General features: G+C 64.0%; 18 protein-coding genes. All 18 read left to right on the plus strand.

Translation table 11 applies throughout. The features are described 5' to 3' along the window. Positions 1 to 23 precede the first annotated feature (23 nt). Positions 24 to 587, plus strand: coding sequence for an elongation factor P (gene efp, locus ACT53K_RS05780; protein ID WP_125977018.1), 564 nt, complete (start codon positions 24 to 26; stop codon positions 585 to 587). A 120-nt stretch (positions 588 to 707) separates the two neighbouring features. Further along, a complete protein-coding gene (locus ACT53K_RS05785; RefSeq protein WP_476227605.1) occupies positions 708 to 1523 on the plus strand; it encodes an inositol monophosphatase family protein in 816 nt (271 codons plus the stop codon). Positions 1524 to 1814: 291 nt separating this feature from the next. Continuing rightward, complete coding sequence (locus ACT53K_RS05790) at positions 1815 to 2189, plus strand: NADH-quinone oxidoreductase subunit A (RefSeq protein WP_476227607.1); 375 nt, start codon at positions 1815 to 1817, stop codon at positions 2187 to 2189. After that, positions 2180 to 2719, plus strand: a complete 540-nt coding sequence (locus ACT53K_RS05795) for a NuoB/complex I 20 kDa subunit family protein (RefSeq protein WP_476227608.1) — start codon at positions 2180 to 2182, stop codon at positions 2717 to 2719. Before ACT53K_RS05790 ends, ACT53K_RS05795 begins: the two co-directional genes overlap by 10 nt. Next, positions 2716 to 3486 (plus strand): NADH-quinone oxidoreductase subunit C, encoded by a 771-nt coding sequence (locus ACT53K_RS05800; protein ID WP_476227610.1) that lies wholly within the window; start codon positions 2716 to 2718, stop codon positions 3484 to 3486. The genes ACT53K_RS05795 and ACT53K_RS05800 overlap by 4 nt, the downstream gene beginning before the upstream one ends. Continuing rightward, positions 3483 to 4712, plus strand: a complete 1230-nt coding sequence (locus ACT53K_RS05805) for an NADH-quinone oxidoreductase subunit D (RefSeq protein WP_476227611.1) — start codon at positions 3483 to 3485, stop codon at positions 4710 to 4712. Before ACT53K_RS05800 ends, ACT53K_RS05805 begins: the two co-directional genes overlap by 4 nt. Further along, the gene (locus ACT53K_RS05810) at positions 4712 to 5380 is read left to right on the plus strand and encodes a complex I 24 kDa subunit family protein (protein WP_476227612.1); all 669 of its coding nucleotides are present in this window, start codon (positions 4712 to 4714) and stop codon (positions 5378 to 5380) included. Before ACT53K_RS05805 ends, ACT53K_RS05810 begins: the two co-directional genes overlap by 1 nt. Beyond that, the gene (locus tag ACT53K_RS05815) at positions 5380 to 5547 is read left to right on the plus strand and encodes a hypothetical protein (RefSeq protein ID WP_157105594.1); all 168 of its coding nucleotides are present in this window, start codon (positions 5380 to 5382) and stop codon (positions 5545 to 5547) included. The genes ACT53K_RS05810 and ACT53K_RS05815 overlap by 1 nt, the downstream gene beginning before the upstream one ends. A 1-nt stretch (position 5548) precedes the next feature. Beyond that, positions 5549 to 6853 (plus strand): NADH-quinone oxidoreductase subunit NuoF, encoded by a 1305-nt coding sequence (nuoF, locus tag ACT53K_RS05820; RefSeq protein ID WP_476227613.1) that lies wholly within the window; start codon positions 5549 to 5551, stop codon positions 6851 to 6853. Next, positions 6853 to 8871 carry an NADH-quinone oxidoreductase subunit NuoG gene (gene nuoG, locus ACT53K_RS05825; RefSeq protein ID WP_476227614.1) on the plus strand — a complete coding sequence of 673 codons (2019 nt, stop codon included), beginning with the start codon at positions 6853 to 6855 and terminating at the stop codon, positions 8869 to 8871. Before nuoF ends, nuoG begins: the two co-directional genes overlap by 1 nt. Continuing rightward, positions 8868 to 9935 (plus strand): NADH-quinone oxidoreductase subunit NuoH, encoded by a 1068-nt coding sequence (nuoH, locus tag ACT53K_RS05830; protein ID WP_476227616.1) that lies wholly within the window; start codon positions 8868 to 8870, stop codon positions 9933 to 9935. The genes nuoG and nuoH overlap by 4 nt, the downstream gene beginning before the upstream one ends. Then, positions 9932 to 10417 carry an NADH-quinone oxidoreductase subunit NuoI gene (gene nuoI, locus ACT53K_RS05835; protein ID WP_476227617.1) on the plus strand — a complete coding sequence of 162 codons (486 nt, stop codon included), beginning with the start codon at positions 9932 to 9934 and terminating at the stop codon, positions 10415 to 10417. The genes nuoH and nuoI overlap by 4 nt, the downstream gene beginning before the upstream one ends. Before the next feature lie 33 nt (positions 10418 to 10450). Continuing rightward, positions 10451 to 11062 carry an NADH-quinone oxidoreductase subunit J gene (locus tag ACT53K_RS05840; protein WP_476227618.1) on the plus strand — a complete coding sequence of 204 codons (612 nt, stop codon included), beginning with the start codon at positions 10451 to 10453 and terminating at the stop codon, positions 11060 to 11062. Beyond that, a complete protein-coding gene (nuoK, locus tag ACT53K_RS05845; protein WP_476227620.1) occupies positions 11059 to 11364 on the plus strand; it encodes an NADH-quinone oxidoreductase subunit NuoK in 306 nt (101 codons plus the stop codon). Before ACT53K_RS05840 ends, nuoK begins: the two co-directional genes overlap by 4 nt. Beyond that, positions 11364 to 13436: an NADH-quinone oxidoreductase subunit L gene (gene nuoL, locus ACT53K_RS05850; protein WP_476227621.1), complete on the plus strand. Its 2073-nt coding sequence runs from the start codon at positions 11364 to 11366 to the stop codon at positions 13434 to 13436. The genes nuoK and nuoL overlap by 1 nt, the downstream gene beginning before the upstream one ends. Positions 13437 to 13443: 7 nt before the next feature. Next, on the plus strand, positions 13444 to 15009 hold the full coding sequence (locus ACT53K_RS05855) for an NADH-quinone oxidoreductase subunit M (RefSeq protein ID WP_476227622.1): 1566 nt from the start codon (positions 13444 to 13446) through the stop codon (positions 15007 to 15009). Next, the gene (nuoN, locus tag ACT53K_RS05860) at positions 15009 to 16466 is read left to right on the plus strand and encodes an NADH-quinone oxidoreductase subunit NuoN (protein WP_476227623.1); all 1458 of its coding nucleotides are present in this window, start codon (positions 15009 to 15011) and stop codon (positions 16464 to 16466) included. Before ACT53K_RS05855 ends, nuoN begins: the two co-directional genes overlap by 1 nt. Then, positions 16463 to 17167 (plus strand): biotin--[acetyl-CoA-carboxylase] ligase, encoded by a 705-nt coding sequence (locus tag ACT53K_RS05865; RefSeq protein WP_476227983.1) that lies wholly within the window; start codon positions 16463 to 16465, stop codon positions 17165 to 17167. The genes nuoN and ACT53K_RS05865 overlap by 4 nt, the downstream gene beginning before the upstream one ends. Positions 17168 to 17181: the final 14 nt, after the last annotated feature.

Genomic DNA, 17181 nt, shown 5'->3' on the forward strand with positions numbered 1-17181 from the left:
TTTCTCAACGACAGGCACGATCCATGAAGATCAGCGGCGTGGACATCCGTCCCGGCAACATCATCGAATATGAGGGCGGCATCTGGCGCGCCGTCAAGATCCAGCACACCCAGCCCGGCAAGGGCGGTGCCTATATGCAGGTCGAACTCAAGAACCTGCGCGACGGCCGCAAGAACAATGTCCGCTTCCGCTCGGCCGAGACCGTGGAGCGCGTGCGCCTCGACACCAAGGATTTCCAGTTCCTGTATCCGGAAGGCGACATGCTCGTCTTCATGGACAAGGAAACCTATGACCAGACGACGCTGCCGCGCGACCTGCTCGGCGACGCCGCTGCCTTCCTGCAGGACGGCATGGACGTGCTGATGGAGCTCTATGACGAAGAGCCGATCAGCGTGCAGCTGCCCGACACGATCGAAGCGACGATCGTCGAGGCTGACGCAGTCGTGAAGGGCCAGACGGCCTCGTCTTCGTACAAGCCGGCCGTACTCGACAATGGCGTGCGCATCATGGTGCCGCCGCACATCGCATCGGGCACGCGCATCGTCGTTGATGTGTACGAGCAGACCTACGTCCGCCGCGCGGATTGATCTGCCGGCTTCGGCCGAACCTATCGAAGGGAAGGGGACGGCAGGCCTGCGTCCCCTTTTCCCGTTTTCGGGTCAGGCCTTCCTTAGTCCCCCGCACGAGCGGCAGGGAGAGAGATTGATATGGTAGCGCATTCCGGCCTTCTCACCGTCATGGACCGCGCCGCGCGCAAGGCGGCTCCCCGCCTGCGCCGCGACTTCAACGAGGTCCAGCACCTGCAGGTCAGCCGCAAGGGGCCGGCGGACTTCGTGAGCATGGCCGACAAGCGCGCCGAGCAGACGCTGATCGAGGAACTGCGCAAGGCGCGTCCCGACTGGCGCATTCTGGCTGAAGAGGGCGGCGAACTGCCGGGCGACCCTGACAAGCCCCGGTTCATCGTCGATCCGCTGGATGGCACCACCAACTTCCTCCACGGCATCCCGCATTTCTCGATCGCGATCGCGGTCGAGGATCCGAACGGTTCGCAGGGCAAGCCGGAGATCACCCATGGCCTGGTCTATCAGCCGCTTACCGACGAGAGCTTCTGGGCGGAGAAGGGCCGTGGTGCCTGGCTGCAGGACCAGCGGCTGCGCGTATCCTCACGCCGCGACCTGACCGAAGCGCTGATCGCGACGGGCATTCCCTTCATGGGTCATGGCAATTTTGCCGAGTGGAGCCGAATCTTCGGTGCGGTGGCGCCGGAAGTGGCGGGGATTCGCCGGCTGGGTTCTGCGGCGCTCGACCTCGCCTGGGTCGCGGCTGGTCGCTTCGACGGTTATTGGGAATCGGACCTGAAGCCCTGGGACGTGGCGGCGGGCATGCTGCTGGTCAAGGAAGCCGGCGGCTTCGTCACCGACTATCGCGGTCAGGACATGGCGATGCAGCGGAACCAGTTCCTTGCCGCCAATGACGGGCTGCATTCGAAGCTGCACAAGCTGGTGGCGAACGCGCTGCGCTGATCCGGCGTTGTCGCGCATGGCAGACGGGGATTTTCCACAGGCTTTTCGGCTCGATGGAAAATGTCCGCTTGCTTGCCCGGGCACGTCGCGCGTGCGCGCTAAGTCCCGGTAAATCCTGTCCCAAAGTCCGGATTGGTCGATGCAACCTTTCCGGCGATCCATTCGCTATTCAGGAAGCGTGCGGGCGGCAAATTATTGCGAGTGATTCTCACTGGTTCCGGCTCTTGCCGCACCGGTGGCACCGTCCTAGAAGCCGCCGCAAGATTCCGCATTCGCGAGAAGAGAAGGCCATTGGTCGACCTGTCACAATATCTGCCGATCCTGCTGTTCCTCGGGGTCGCCCTGGTGCTCTCCAGCGCCTTCGTGTTCCTGCCCATGCTGATTTCGCGCCTGACCGGCACGAACCAGCCGTCGCCGGAAAAGCTCACCGAATATGAGTGCGGCTTCCCCGCGTTCGAGGATTCGCGCAGCCAGTTCGACGTGCGCTTTTACCTCGTCGCGATCCTGTTCATCGTGTTCGATCTGGAAGCTGCCTTCCTGTATCCATGGGCGGTGAGCGTGTTCAAGCTCGGCTGGACCGCCTGGATTTCGATGATGATCTTTGTCGCCGAGCTTGCGCTTGGCCTAATCTATGCCTGGAAGAAGGGAGCCCTGGAATGGGAGTAGAGCTTTCGGCGCCGCCCCCGCCGGGAACGCTCCCGGACGTCGGCTTCCTGAACGACATCAATGCCGAGATCGCCGACAAGGGCTTTCTCGTCACCTCCACCGAGGAACTGTTCCAGTGGGCCCGCACCGGCTCGCTCTGGTGGATGACCTTCGGTCTGGCGTGCTGCGCGGTGGAGATGATCCACGTGAACATGCCGCGCTACGACATGGAGCGGTTCGGCGCCGCCCCGCGCGCGTCGCCGCGTCAGTCGGACGTGATGATCGTCGCGGGCACGCTGTGCAACAAGATGGCCCCGGCCCTGCGCCGGGTCTATGACCAGATGTCGGAACCGAAATACGTGATTTCGATGGGCAGCTGCGCCAATGGCGGCGGCTATTACCACTATAGCTACAGCGTCGTGCGCGGTTGCGACCGGATTGTGCCCGTGGACATCTATGTTCCCGGCTGCCCGCCGACTGCAGAGGCGCTGCTCTATGGCGTGATGCAGCTTCAGCGGAAGATTCGCCGTATCGGGAGTTTCGAACGGTGAGGGCGCCTGCTCCGAAATATGCCGCCAATGACGGCGTGATCGATGCTGCGCGGGCCGCGCTGGGCGACATGCTGGTCGAGGCTAAGGACGCTGTGGGCGAAGTGTCGCTCACCGTGGTGCGCGAGAAGCTGGTCGAGGCGATGATCGCGCTGCGCGATACGCTGGGCCTGGAATATCAGCAGCTCAGCGAAATCGCCGGCGTCGACTATCCGCAGCGCGCGGAGCGGTTCGACGTGATCTACCAGCTGCTGTCGTTCACGCGGAACCACCGGATTCGCGTTCGTGTGACCACCGACGAGGAAAAGCCGGTGCCGAGCGTGACGGGCATCTGGCCGGTCGCCGGCTGGCTCGAGCGCGAGACGTACGACATGTACGGCGTGCTGTTCGAGGGCAATACCGACCTGCGCCGCATCCTGACCGATTATGGTTTCCAGGGGCATCCGCTGCGCAAGGACTTCCCGATGACGGGTTATGTCGAGCTGCGTTACTCGGAGGAATCGAAGCGCGTCGTCTATGAGCCGGTCAGCCTGGCGCAGGACTTCCGCAACTTCGATTTCATGAGCCCGTGGGAAGGCGCGAAATACGTGCTGCCGGGCGACGAAAAGGCGCCCGCTGCGCCGCCCGCGCCGCCACAGGCTGTCCAGGCAAAGACCACCGACAGCCCGGCCCAGACCGGCGCCGGCCAGTCGCACCCGGGCAACCAGCCTGGCGAAAAGCCCAAGGACTCGGACGTGATCCCCACCAAGGGTGAGGGGCAGAACCAATGACCGATACCGTCGAACAGATCATCGATCACGGCGTCGACCCGGTGACGGGTGAGACCCAGATCGCGAACTACACGATCAACTTCGGCCCGCAGCATCCTGCGGCGCACGGCGTGCTCCGTCTCGTCACCGAACTGGACGGCGAGATCATCGAGCGCATCGATCCGCATGTGGGCCTGCTCCACCGGGGCACCGAAAAGCTGATCGAGTACAAGACCTACACCCAGGCGCTGCCCTATTTCGATCGCTTCGACTATTGCTCGCCGCTGGCGATGGAGCACAGCTATGTGCTCGCGGTCGAGAAGCTGCTCGATCTGGAAGTGCCGCTGCGTGGCCAGTATCTGCGCGTGCTGTTTGCGGAGCTGACCCGCATCTGCAACCACATGCTGAACCTGGGTTCGCACGTGATGGACGTCGGCGCGATGACGCCGAACCTGTGGATGTTCGAAATCCGCGAAGACTGCCTGAACTTCTTCGAACGGGCGTCGGGTGCGCGCATGCACTCGAACTATTACCGCGTCGGCGGGGTTCGGCAGGACGTGCCGGTCAAGCTGCTGAACGACATTGCGGAATGGCTCGATACGCGCCTGCCGCGGCTGTTCGGCGACGCGATCAGCCTGGTCGCCGAGAACCGCATCTTCAAGCAGCGCAATGTCGACATCGCGATCGTGAACCGCGACGACGCGATCAAATGGGGCTTCTCCGGCCCGATGATCCGCGCCGCCGGCATTCCGTGGGACATCCGCCGCGCGCAGCCGTACGACGTGTACGACCGCATGGACTTCGAAATCCCCGTCGGCACCAAGGGCGATTGCTATGATCGCTTCATGGTCCGCGTCGAGGAAGTCTATCAGTCGGCCCGCATCATCAAGCAGTGCATTCAGGAAATGCCGGAAGGCCCGGTCCTGACGCTCGACCGCAAGGTCGGTGCGCCGAAGCGCGGCGAGATGAAGCAGTCGATGGAAGCGCTAATCCATCACTTCAAGCTCTTCACCGAAGGCTATCACGTGCCGGCGGGCGAAGTGTATGTCGCGACCGAAAGCCCGAAGGGCGAATTCGGCGTCTATCTGGTGTCGGACGGCACCAACAAACCCTATCGCTGCAAGGTGCGCCCGACCGCGTTCAGCCACCTGCAGGCGATGGATTTCATGTCCAAGGGGCACATGCTGGCGGACATCACCGCCATTCTGGGCGCCATGGACATCGTTTTTGGTGAATGTGACCGCTGATGGCTGACGCACCCCAACTCCCCGATGAAGCGGAAGTCCGCGCGCGCTGGGGCAATTTTGCCTGGACCCCGGCCAACGCCGAGAAGGCCAAGGAAATCATGGCCCGCTATCCGGCGGGTCGGCAGATGTCGTGCACCATTCCGTTTCTCGATCTGGCGCAGCGCCAGGTCGGCGCGGAAACGAACACGCAGGGCTGGCTTCCGGTTCCGGTGATCGAGTTCGTCGCCCGCGAACTGGACATGCCCTATATCCGCGTGTTCGAGGTCGCGACCTTCTACACCATGTTCAATCTGGCGCCGGTCGGCCGCTACCATGTGCAGGTCTGCGGCACGACGCCGTGCATGCTGCGCGGGTCGGACGACGTGATGGCCGCGTGCAAGTCGCGCGGGCTGAAGAAGGGCCACACCACCGAGGACGGGCTGTTCACGCTCACCGAGGTCGAGTGCATGGGCAATTGCGCGTCGGCGCCGATGGTGCAGATCAACGACGACAATTACGAGGATCTCGACTACGATCGCACGCTTGGCATCCTCGACGCGCTGGCCAAGGGCGAGACCCCGAAGACGGGTACGCAGGAGCCGGGCCGCCACACCGTCGAGCCGCTGGGCGGGCCGACCACGCTGACCGCGATGGTGGGCGAGAACCATGATTATCGGAGCGAATGGTGATGCGGGGCAACAGCCTGATCGTCACCATCCTGGCCATCATCGGCGGCATCGTCGTGCTCGGCTGGGTGCTCAAGCTCGCATTTAACTTGATCGGGACGGTCGTCCTGATCGGTCTGGCCGTAGTCTTCTATCTGTTCGTGCAGAAGCTGGTCGGGAAGGGACGCTAAGGTGCTTCAGGACAAGGACCGCATCTTCACCAATCTCTACGGCTATCAGTCGTGGCACCTCGACGCCGCCCGTGCGCGCGGCGCGTGGGACAATACCAAGGCGCTGCTGGAACTGGGCGCGGACACGATCATCGACCGCATCAAGGCTTCGGGCCTGCGCGGTCGTGGCGGCGCCGGCTTCCCGACGGGCATGAAGTGGAGCTTCATGCCGAAGAACCCGACGCCGGAGCGCCCGAGCTTCCTCGTCATCAACGCCGACGAGTCCGAGCCGGGTTCGTGCAAGGACCGCGAGATTATCCGCCACGATCCGCATCTGCTGATCGAAGGCGCGCTGGTCGCGGGCTTCGCGATGCGGGCGCGTGCGGCGTACATCTACATCCGCGGCGAATATATCCGCGAGGCTGAGACGCTGTTCGCGGCGGTCGCCGAGGCCTATACTGCGGGCCTGCTGGGCAAGAATGCCTGCGGTTCGGGCTATGACTTCGACGTCTTCGTCCATCGCGGCGCCGGGGCGTATATCTGCGGCGAAGAAACCGCGATGATCGAGAGCCTGGAAGGCAAGAAGGGCCAGCCGCGCCTGAAGCCGCCGTTCCCGGCGGGTGCGGGCCTCTATGGCTGCCCGACCACGGTCAACAACGTCGAGTCGATCGCGGTTGCGCCGACGATCCTGCGGCGCGGCCCCGAATGGTTCGCCAGCTTCGGCAACGAGAACAACAAGGGCACCAAGCTCTTCCAGATCTCGGGCCATGTGAACAAGCCGTGCGTGGTCGAAGAGGCCATGTCGATCCCGTTCCGCGAGCTGATCGAGAAGCATTGCGGCGGCATCCGCGGCGGCTGGGACAATCTGCTCGCGGTGATCCCGGGCGGTTCGTCGGTGCCGCTGGTTCCGGCAGCCCAGATCATGGACTGTCCGATGGATTTCGACGGCCTGCGCGCACTCGGCTCGGGCCTCGGCACCGCGGCCGTGATCGTGATGGACAAGTCGACCGACATCGTCCGCGCGATCAGCCGGCTCTCCTACTTCTACAAGCATGAGAGCTGCGGCCAGTGCACGCCGTGCCGCGAAGGCACCGGATGGATGTGGCGGGTGATGGAAAGGCTGCGCACCGGCGACGCCGACATCACCGAAATCGACACGTTGCAGCAGGTCACCAAGCAAGTCGAAGGCCACACCATCTGCGCCCTGGGCGACGCGGCCGCCTGGCCGATCCAGGGCCTGATCCGCCATTTCCGCCCCGAGATCGAGCGCCGGATCACCGAGCGCAAGTCGGGCGGCATCGAAACCATGCAAGAGGCGGCAGAGTAATGCCCAAGCTCAAGGTTGACGGAATCGAAGTAGAGGTGCCGCAGGGCGCCACCGTGCTCCAGGCCTGCGAGGCCGCGGGCAAGGAGATTCCGCGTTTCTGCTATCATGAACGGCTTAGCATCGCCGGCAATTGCCGCATGTGCCTGGTCGAGGTGAAGCCCGGACCGCCCAAGCCGCAGGCTTCGTGCGCGCTGCCGGCCGCCGACAATCAGGAAATCCGCACCGACAGCCCGATGGTGAAGGCTGCGCGCGAAGGCGTGATGGAATTCCTGCTGATCAACCACCCGCTCGATTGCCCCATCTGCGATCAGGGCGGCGAGTGCGATCTGCAGGACCAGTCGGTCGCCTATGGCCGTGGGAGCTCGCGCTACGAGGAAAACAAGCGCGCGGTCACGGAAAAGTACATGGGGCCCATCATCAAGACGGTGATGACCCGTTGTATCCAGTGCACCCGCTGCGTTCGGTTCGGCGAGGAAGTGGCAGGCGTGGAGGATATCGGCGCGATCTATCGCGGCGAGAACATGCAGATCACGACCTATCTCGAAAAGGCGTTCAAGAGCGAGCTTTCGGGCAATGTCGCGGACCTGTGCCCGGTCGGCGCGCTGACCCACAAGCCGGTCGCGTTCGAATATCGCCCCTGGGAGCTGAAGCGGAACCTGTCGATCGACGTGATGGACGCGGTCGGCACCAACATCCGCCTCGACAGCCGCGGCCGTCAGGTGATGCGCGTCCTTCCGCGCATCAACGAGGACGTGAACGAGGAGTGGGCGCACGACAAGACCCGCTACCATGTTGACGCGCTGGTCCGCCGCCGTCTCGACCGCCCGTTCGTTCGCAAGGACGGCAAGCTGGTTCCGGCGAGCTGGGAAGAAGCGTTCGACGCGATTGCGGGCGTGGCCGCCACGGCGGGTTCCAGCGTCGCGGCGATCGCCGGCGATCTGCTCGATGCCGAGACCATGTATGCTGCCAAGGCGCTGGTGAAGGCGTTCGGTTCGGACCTGCTCGAAGGCCGCCAGACCGGCATGGCCTATGACACGTCGAGCCTGTCGGCGGTGGCGTTCAACACCACCATCGCGGCGCTCGAAGAGGCCGATGCGATCCTGCTGGTCGGCACCAACCTGCGCTGGGAAGCGCCGCTGGTGAACACCCGCGTGCGCAAGGCGATCAAGCGCGGCGCCAAGGTGTTCGCGATCGGGCCGGAAGTCGACCTGACCTACAAGGTCGAGTGGCTGGGCGATGATCTGGGGCTGCTGAACAGCCTGCCGGAGCATCTCGCCCAGGCGATCGACAATGCGAAGAAGCCTGCGCTGATCCTCGGCCCGGGCGCGCTGAAGAACGGCCATGGTGCTGCACTCGCGATTGCCGGTGCGTTCCAGCGCGCCGCGACCGAGACCGAAGCGGCATGGAACGGCTTCAACGTCGTCCACACCGCGGCGGCGCGGATGGCCGGCCTGATGCTCGGCTATGCGCAGAAGGGCGGCATTGCCGACATCGTCGCAGCTGCGCCGAAGCTCGCCTTCTTCCTGGGCGCTGACGAGGTGGACTTCACCAAGTTCGCCGGCAGCTTCAAGGTCTATATCGGCCACCATGGCGATCAGGGCGCGCATCATGCCGATGTGATCCTGCCGGGCGCCACCTATGCCGAGAAGCCGGGCACCTATGTGAACCTGGAAGGCCGCGTGCAGCGCGCCGATCGGGCGGTGTTCGCACCGGGCGAGGCGCGTGAGGACTGGACGATCCTGCGCGCGCTCTCCGAAAAGCTCGGCCGCACGCTGCCGTTCGACAGCTTCGACGAACTGCGCGCCGCGATGGCCGCCGAGGTTCCGGCGCTCGGCCAGGAAGGTCTGGCCGGTTATGCGTGGAATCCGCCGTCGCTGCCGTCGCAGGCTTCCGGCCCGGTGACCTATCCGATCGCCGACTTCTATCTCACCAACGCCATCTGCCGTGCGTCGCCGACGATGCAGCGCTGCTCGGCCGAACTGCTCCATGGCGAAGATTTCGCAGAGGCCGCAGAATGACCTCCTGGTTCACCTATCTCGGCCTGCCGTTCGAGGCGGCCTGGTTTATCGCCACGCTGATCGACATTCTCGTCATCGCGCTGCCGGTGATGCTGGCCGTCGCGATGGTCATCTATGCCGATCGCAAGATCTGGGCGGCGATGGCGCTGCGTCGCGGTCCGAACGTCGTCGGTCCGCTCGGCCTGCTCCAGTCGTTTGCCGACGGCCTGAAGGTCGCGCTGCAGGAAACCATTGTGCCGTCGGGTGCGAACAAGGGCCTGTTCCTGCTCGCGCCGATCATCACCTTCACGGTCGCGCTGATCGTGTGGGCGGTGGTGCCGTTCCAGGCGGGCGTCGCGCTGTCGAACATCAATGTCGGCCTGCTCTATGTGCTCGCGGCCTCGTCGCTGGGCGTGTACGGCATCATCCTCGCCGGCTGGTCTTCGAACTCGAAATATCCGTTCTACTCGGCGATCCGCGCCGCCGCACAGATGGTGAGCTACGAAGTCTCGATCGGCTTCGTGCTGATCTCGGTCGTGCTCTGGGCCGGCAGCTTCAACCTCGGCACCATCGTCGAGGCGCAGAAGGGCTATTACGGCCAGTTCCTCGGCGGCTTCGGCATCAACGGCAACTTCGTCAACCCGCTGCTGTTTCCGATGGCGATCGTGTTCTTCATCTCGTCGCTTGCCGAGACGCAGCGCGCGCCGTTCGACCTGACCGAGGCGGAATCGGAGCTGGTTGCGGGCTATCAGACCGAATATTCGTCGATGGCCTTCGCGCTCTACTGGCTCGGCGAGTATGCCAACGTCATCCTGATGTGCGCGCTGAACGCCACGCTGTTCTGGGGCGGCTATCTCCCGCCGTTCGACTGGGCGCCGCTCTACATGGTGCCGGGTATCATCTGGCTGTTCGCCAAGATGCTGTTCTTCTTCTTCTGCTTCAGCTGGGTGAAGGCCACCGTCCCGCGCTATCGCTATGACCAGCTGATGCGCCTGGGCTGGAAGATCTTCCTGCCGCTGTCGCTTCTCTTCGTCTTCCTCGTTTCCGGGTACCTCATGCTGACCCGGGTTGGAGTGCCCGCATGAGCGTCGCAAGTTTCGTCCGCACCTGGACTCTCTGGGAGTTCGTGAAGGCGCATGCCCTGACCTTGAAGTATTTCTTCAAGCCCAAGGCGACGATCAACTATCCGTACGAGAAGAACCCGGTGTCGCCGCGTTTCCGCGGCGAGCACGCCCTGCGCCGCTATCCCAATGGCGAGGAACGCTGCATCGCATGCAAGCTTTGCGAGGCGGTGTGCCCGGCGCTGGCGATCACGATCGAGGCCGAACCGCGCGACGACGGCAGCCGCCGCACGACGCGCTACGACATCGACATGACCAAGTGCATCTATTGCGGCCTGTGCCAGGAAGCGTGCCCGGTCGATGCGATTGTCGAGGGGCCGAATTTCGAATTTTCCACCGAAACACGTGAAGAGCTGATTTATCAAAAGGATAAGCTGCTCGCGAACGGCGATCGCTGGGAACGCGCGATTGCGGCGAACCTTGCCGCCGACGCGCCGTACCGTTAAGCGCCGCACCATTCAAAGGGGCCATCCGATTCCGTGATCCAGCTTCTCGCCTTTTACCTGTTCGCGATCATCGTGTGCGTCTCCGGCGCATTCACGATCCTGTCGCGCAACCCGGTACATTCCGTCCTGTGGCTCATCCTGGCGTTCTTCAACGCAGCGGGCCTGATGGTGCTCGTGGGCGCCGAATTCATCGCCATGCTGCTGGTGATCGTCTATGTCGGCGCGGTCGCGGTGCTCTTCCTGTTCGTCGTGATGATGCTTGACATCGACTTTGCCGAGCTGCGCGCTGGCGTGATGAAATATGCCGCTGTCGGCGGCCTGCTCGCGGTGGCGCTGGTCGCGGAGATCATCGTCGCGGTTGGTGCGTGGAGCGCCGGCACGCTGGCGCTGGGTCGCCGCGTCGCGCCGGTGGACGGCGGCGTGCCGAATATCGAAGCGATCGGCCAGCTGCTCTACACGCGCTACCTCTTCGTGTTCGAAGGCGCCGGCCTGGTGCTGCTCGTCGCGATGATCGGTGCGATCGTTCTGACCTATCGCAAGCGCAGCGACGTGCGGCCGCAGAATGTCGGCAAGCAGATCGCGCGCCGCGCCAAGGATGCCACCCGCAACATGAACCCGGCTGTCGGGCAGGGGATGGAGCTGTGATCACGCTAACCCATTATCTGGTCGTCTCGGCGATCCTGTTCACCATGGGGGTGCTGGGCATCTTCATGAACCGGAAGAACCTGATCGTCATCCTCATGGCGATCGAGCTGATCCTGCTGAGCGTGAACCTCAATCTCGTCGCCTTCTCGTCGTTCCTGCACGACCTGGTCGGTCAGGTGTTCGCGATGTTCGTGCTGACCGTCGCCGCCGGTGAGGCCGCGATCGGCCTTGCGATCCTGGTCATCTATTTCCGCGGTCGCGGCACGATTTCGGTCGACGACGTCAATCGGATGAAGGGCTGATGTCGTCCATTCTGATCATCGTATTCCTGCCGCTGATCGCGGCAGCCGTTGCGGGTCTGGTGAACAAGTCGTTCGGGGCTGCGCTCCCGAAGCTGGTCACCACGATCTCGCTGTTCGTGGCATGCGGCCTTTCGTGGCCCATCTTCATTCAATATCTGGGCGGCAATGCCGCGCCGAGCGTCACGCCGGTGCTGCACTGGGTCAGCTCGGGCACGATGAATTTCACCTGGGAACTTCGCGTTGATGCGCTGACCGCAGTGATGCTCGTCGTCGTCACGAGCGTCTCGGCGCTCGTTCACCTCTATAGCTGGGGCTATATGAGCGAGGAGCCGGACCAGCCGCGCTTCTTCGCCTATCTCTCGCTGTTCACCTTCGCGATGCTGATGCTCGTGACCGCGAACAATCTGGTGCAGATGTTCTTCGGCTGGGAAGGCGTGGGCCTCGCGTCCTACCTCCTCATCGGTTTCTGGTTCCGCAAGCCGAGCGCCAATGCCGCGGCGATCAAGGCCTTTGTGGTCAACCGCGTCGGCGACCTTGGTTTCATGCTCGGCATCTTCGGCACCTTCCTGGTGTTCGGCACCGTCGACATCCCGACGATCCTGGCTGCCGCGCCGAGCCATGCCGGTTCGACCATCGGCTTCCTCGGCCACCGCTTCGACACGCTGACCGTGCTCTGCCTGCTGCTGTTCGTCGGCGCGATGGGCAAGTCGGCGCAGCTCGGCCTGCACACCTGGTTGCCGGACGCGATGGAAGGCCCGACCCCGGTGTCGGCGCTGATCCACGCCGCGACCATGGTGACCGCCGGCGTGTTCATGGTCTGCCGCATGTCGCCGATGTTCGAACAGAGCCATGTCGCGATGGGCGTGGTCGCCACGATCGGCGCCGCGACCTGCTTCTTCGCCGCAACCGTCGGCACGACGCAGACCGACATCAAGCGCGTGATCGCCTATTCGACCTGCTCGCAGCTCGGCTACATGTTCTTTGCGGCGGGCGTCGGCGCCTATGGCGCGGCGATGTTCCACCTGTTCACGCACGCCTTCTTCAAGGCGCTGCTGTTCCTGGGTGCCGGCTCGGTGATCCACGCGATGCACCACGAGCAGGACATGCGCTATTATGGCGGCCTGCGTAAGCACATCCCGATCACCTATTGGGCGATGATGATGGGCACGCTCGCCATCACCGGCGTTGGCATCCCCGCGCTGTTCGGGAACCCGGTGGCGTTCGGCTTTGCCGGCTTCCACTCGAAGGACGCGATCATCGAGGCGAGCTATGCTGCCGGCAACACCGGCGTCTTCTGGGTCGGCGTGATCGTGGCCTTGCTCACCAGCTTCTATTCGTGGCGTCTGGTGTTCCTGACCTTCCATGGCAAGCCGCGCTGGGCGGCTTCCGAGCACATCCAGCACGCGGTGCATGACGCGCACGGCCATGGCCATGACGATCATGCGCATGCCGCGCACCCCGCGCACGGTCACGATCATCACCACGCGCACGACCATGGCGACGGCACGGCGGGCTATCACCCGCATGAAAGCCCGCCGGTCATGCTGCTGCCGCTGATTATCCTGTCGGTTGGCGCGGTGCTCGCTGGCTTCGTCTTCCACGGCTTCTTCATCGAGCCGACGGCTGGCGAAACCTATTGGCACGGCGCACTCGCCTTCAACGAGCATCTGATGCACGCGATGCATGCGGTGCCGGTGTGGGTGAAGCTGTCGGCGACGGTGGCGATGCTGAGCGGTCTGGCGATCGCCTGGTATGCCTATCTGGTTTCGCCGGGCTTCCCGGCGGCGTTCGCCGAGCAGTTCCGTCCGCTGTACCTGTTCCTGCTCAACAAATGGTATTTTGACGAGCTCTACAACTTCCTGTTCGTCCGCCCGGCAATGGCCATCGGCCGCCTGCTCTGGAAGCGGGGCGACGAACAGACGATCGACCGGTTCGGCCCGAATGGCGCCGCGCGACTGGTGCAGATCGGGAGTGTGGGTGCCGTCAAGCTGCAATCGGGGTATCTCTACACCTATGCCTTCGTCATGCTGATCGGGCTTACGGCCGCGCTCACCTGGGTCATTGCGGGGTGATGGAAAAATGACCGGCATTCCGATCCTTTCCGTCCTGCTCGCGGTGCCTGCGGTTGCCGCTGTGCTCTGCCTCTTCGTCGGTGCGCAGGGAGCCCGCTGGACGGCGCTCCTCGCCACGCTGGTGAACCTGGCGCTGGGTGTCGTCCTCTGGATGCACTTCCAGTCGGGCGCCGGCGCGCCGCAGTGGCAGTTTGTTGAGCATGTCAGCCTGTTCCAGCTCGGCGGCGTCGATTTCGCCTGGGCGCTGGGCATTGACGGCTTCGCGCTCAACCTGATCATGCTGTCGCTGTTCCTGATGCCGATCTGCATCGGGGCAAGCTGGCTGTCGGTCACCAAGCGCGTGCCCGAATATATGGCGGCGTTCCTCGCCACCGAAGTGCTGATGATCGGCACTTTCGCGGCGCAGGATCTGTTCCTGTTCTACATCTTCTTCGAAGGTGGCCTGATCCCGATGTATCTGATCATCGGTATCTGGGGCGGCGTGAACCGCATCTATGCGTCGTACAAGTTCTTCCTGTACACGCTGATCGGCTCGCTGCTGATGCTGATCGCGATGATCGCAATGGTGCTCAATACCGGCACCACCTCGATCCCGGTGCTGATGGCGCATGACTTCCCGGCCAACTGGCAGACCTGGCTGTGGCTGGCCTTCTTCGCCTCGTTCGCGGTGAAGATGCCGATGTGGCCGTTCCACACCTGGCTTCCCGATGCGCACGTGCAGGCGCCGACCGCGGGGTCGGTCATCCTGGCGGGCGTGCTGCTGAAGCTCGGCGGCTATGGCTTCCTGCGCTTCTCGCTGCCGATGTTCCCGCTGGCCTCGGTCCAGTTCATGTGGCTGGTGTTCGCGCTGTCGTGCATCGCCGTGGTGTACACCTCGCTCGTCGCGCTGGTGCAAACCGACATGAAGAAGCTGATCGCCTATTCGTCCGTCGCCCACATGGCGATCGTTACCATGGGTCTCTTCGCCTTCAACGCGAACGGCATCGACGGTGCGATGATGGTGATGCTCGGCCATGGCCTGGTGTCGGGCGCGCTGTTCCTGTGCGTCGGCATCATCTACGACCGTCTGCACACCCGCGAGATCGACCGGTACGGCGGTCTTGCGATCAACATGCCACGTTATGCGGTGCTGTTCCTGCTGTTCACCATGGCCTCGATCGGCCTGCCGGGGACCAGCAACTTTGTCGGCGAATTCCTCGGTCTGGCAGGAACCTATCAGGTTTCGACCTGGACCGCGCTGATCGGCACGACCGGCATCATCCTCGGCGCCGCCTATATGCTCTACCTGTTCCGTCGGGTGGTGTGGGGTGACCTGACCAAGGACGATGTGAAGGCGATGCCGGACCTTGATGGCCGCGAAATCGCGATGCTGGTCGCGCTGGCGGCGGCGGTGTTGTGGATGGGCGTTTATCCCACCAGCTTCCTGCAGCCGATGCGTGCCGATGTCGAACGGCTGACTGCGCGCCTCAACAGCGCCGCCCATACCGCTTCGATCAGCGACTCCAAACCCACGCCGGGTACGCCGCAGGCGGCACCCGCCCATGAGGCCTCCGCGCACGGGGAGGCGCACTGATGACCTATTCGACGCAATTGCTGATGACGCTGCCGGAGCTGGTGCTCTCGGTCGGTTCGATCGTGCTGATGCTCGTGGCCGCCTGGGGCGGCCAGGCATCGACCAAGTTGGTAAGCTGGGTGTCGGTGGCGCTGCTCGCGGGTGCCGGCATCGCGCTGGCGGGGCCTTCGGCCACGGGCGGCGTGGCCTTTGGCGGTCTCTATCGCGCGGACGCCTTCGCGACCTTCGCCAAGGTGGTTATCTATGTCGCGGCAGGTATCGCCATCCTGATCGCGCCAAAATTCTTCGAGCGTACCTCGGGCGATGATCTTCGGCCGGAATATCCGGTGCTGATCCTGCTTTCGACGGTCGGCATGGGCATGATGGTGTCGGCGGGCGACCTGCTGAGCCTCTATGTCGGTCTCGAGCTGCAGAGCCTGTCGGCCTACATCCTCGCCAGCTTCATGCGTCGCGATACGCGGTCGGCCGAAGCGGGCCTCAAATATTTCGTGCTCGGCGCGCTGGCCTCCGGCATCCTGCTCTATGGCATCAGCCTGGTCTATGGCTTTGCCGGCACGACGCTGTTCGACGGTATCGCCAACGCATACAGCGCCGGCCTGAAGTCGCCGCAGCATCTGGGCCTGCTGTTCGGGCTGGTATTCGTGTTCGCTGGTCTCGCGTTCAAGATCTCGGCGGTGCCGTTCCACATGTGGACGCCCGACGTGTATGAAGGTGCGCCGACCCCGGTGACCGCCTATTTCGCGTCGGCGCCGAAGATGGCGGCGGTGGCGCTTGCGGTGCGCGTGGCGATCGATGCCATGGGTCCGGCCATCCATGACTGGCGCCAGATCGTGATCTTCGCGTCGCTCGCCTCGATCATCTTCGGCGCTGTGGCGGCGATCGGCCAGACCAACATCAAGCGTCTGCTCGCTTACTCGTCGATCAACAATGTCGGCTTCGCGCTGATCGGCCTTGCCGCCGGCGGCCCGGAAGGTGTGTCGAGCGTGCTCGTCTACATGGCGATCTATGTCGTCATGACGATCGGCAGCTTCCTGGTGGTGCTGCAGATGCGCGGTGAGGATGGCGAGCCGGTCGAGACGATTTCCAGCCTGTCGGGCATGTCGCGCACGCGGCCGGGTCTGGCGTTGGCTCTTATGATCTTCATGCTCAGCCTTGCGGGTATTCCGCCGCTGCTCGGCTTCTTCGCCAAGCTGGGCGTGTTCATCGCGGCTGTGAATGCCGGCCTCTGGGTCTTCGCTGCGGTGGGTGCCGCTGCCTCGACGATCGGTGCCTATTATTACCTGAAGATCGTCAAGACGATGTACTTTGACGAGCCGGCCCCGGCCTTTGCCGGCAAGACCGACCTTATCGAGGGCGGCCTGATCACGATCAGCGCGGTGGCGATCTCGCCGATTGGCTGGCTGGTGTTCGGCGCACTGGGTAGCTGGGCCGTGGTCGCAGCGAAGGCGCTGTTCTGACGGCGGTTATCCGTACCGTCGCCGAGACGGGATCGACCAATGCCGACATGCTCTCCCTGGCGCTTTCGGGCGCCGGGGAAGGCTTTTGGTTGCGGGCGGAGCGCCAGACTGCTGGCAAGGGTCGGCAGGGCCGACCCTGGGTTTCGCCCGTCGGCAATTGCTATATCTCCACGCTGGTACGGCTGCGGCCTACCGATCCGCCGCCCGCGACGCTGGCCTTGGTGTCCGCCGTTGCGCTGGAAGAGGCGGTGCGCGCCTTTGGCGTGACGGCGATGCTTAAATGGCCGAACGATCTGCTGGTGGGCGGCGCCAAGCTGTCCGGCATTCTGCTGGAACGCGCCGGCGACGCGGTCGCAGTGGGGATTGGTGTCAATCTTGCTGCCGCCCCCGAAGGCCTCGACCGCGCGGCTACCAGTCTCGCGGCGCAGGGTGTGCCGGTGGTGCCCGATGTTTTCGCCGAAGTACTGGCCGAGAGCTTTGGCCGTTGGCTGGGCAAATGGCGCGGCGAAGGGCTGTGGCCGGTCCGCGAGCGCTGGCTGGCACGCGCTCATCCCGAAGGTACGGCGCTTACGGCGCGCCTGAGCGATGGCAGCAGCGTGGATGGGCTGTTTGGCGGCATGGATAGCGAAGGCGCGCTCATCCTGCGCTTGGCCGATGGCACCAGCCGTGCCATTCACGCGGGCGACGTGTTCCTGTTGTAAGGACGAAGGGGTAG

Source organism: Sphingomonas sp. DMC8 (genome assembly GCF_056314185.1).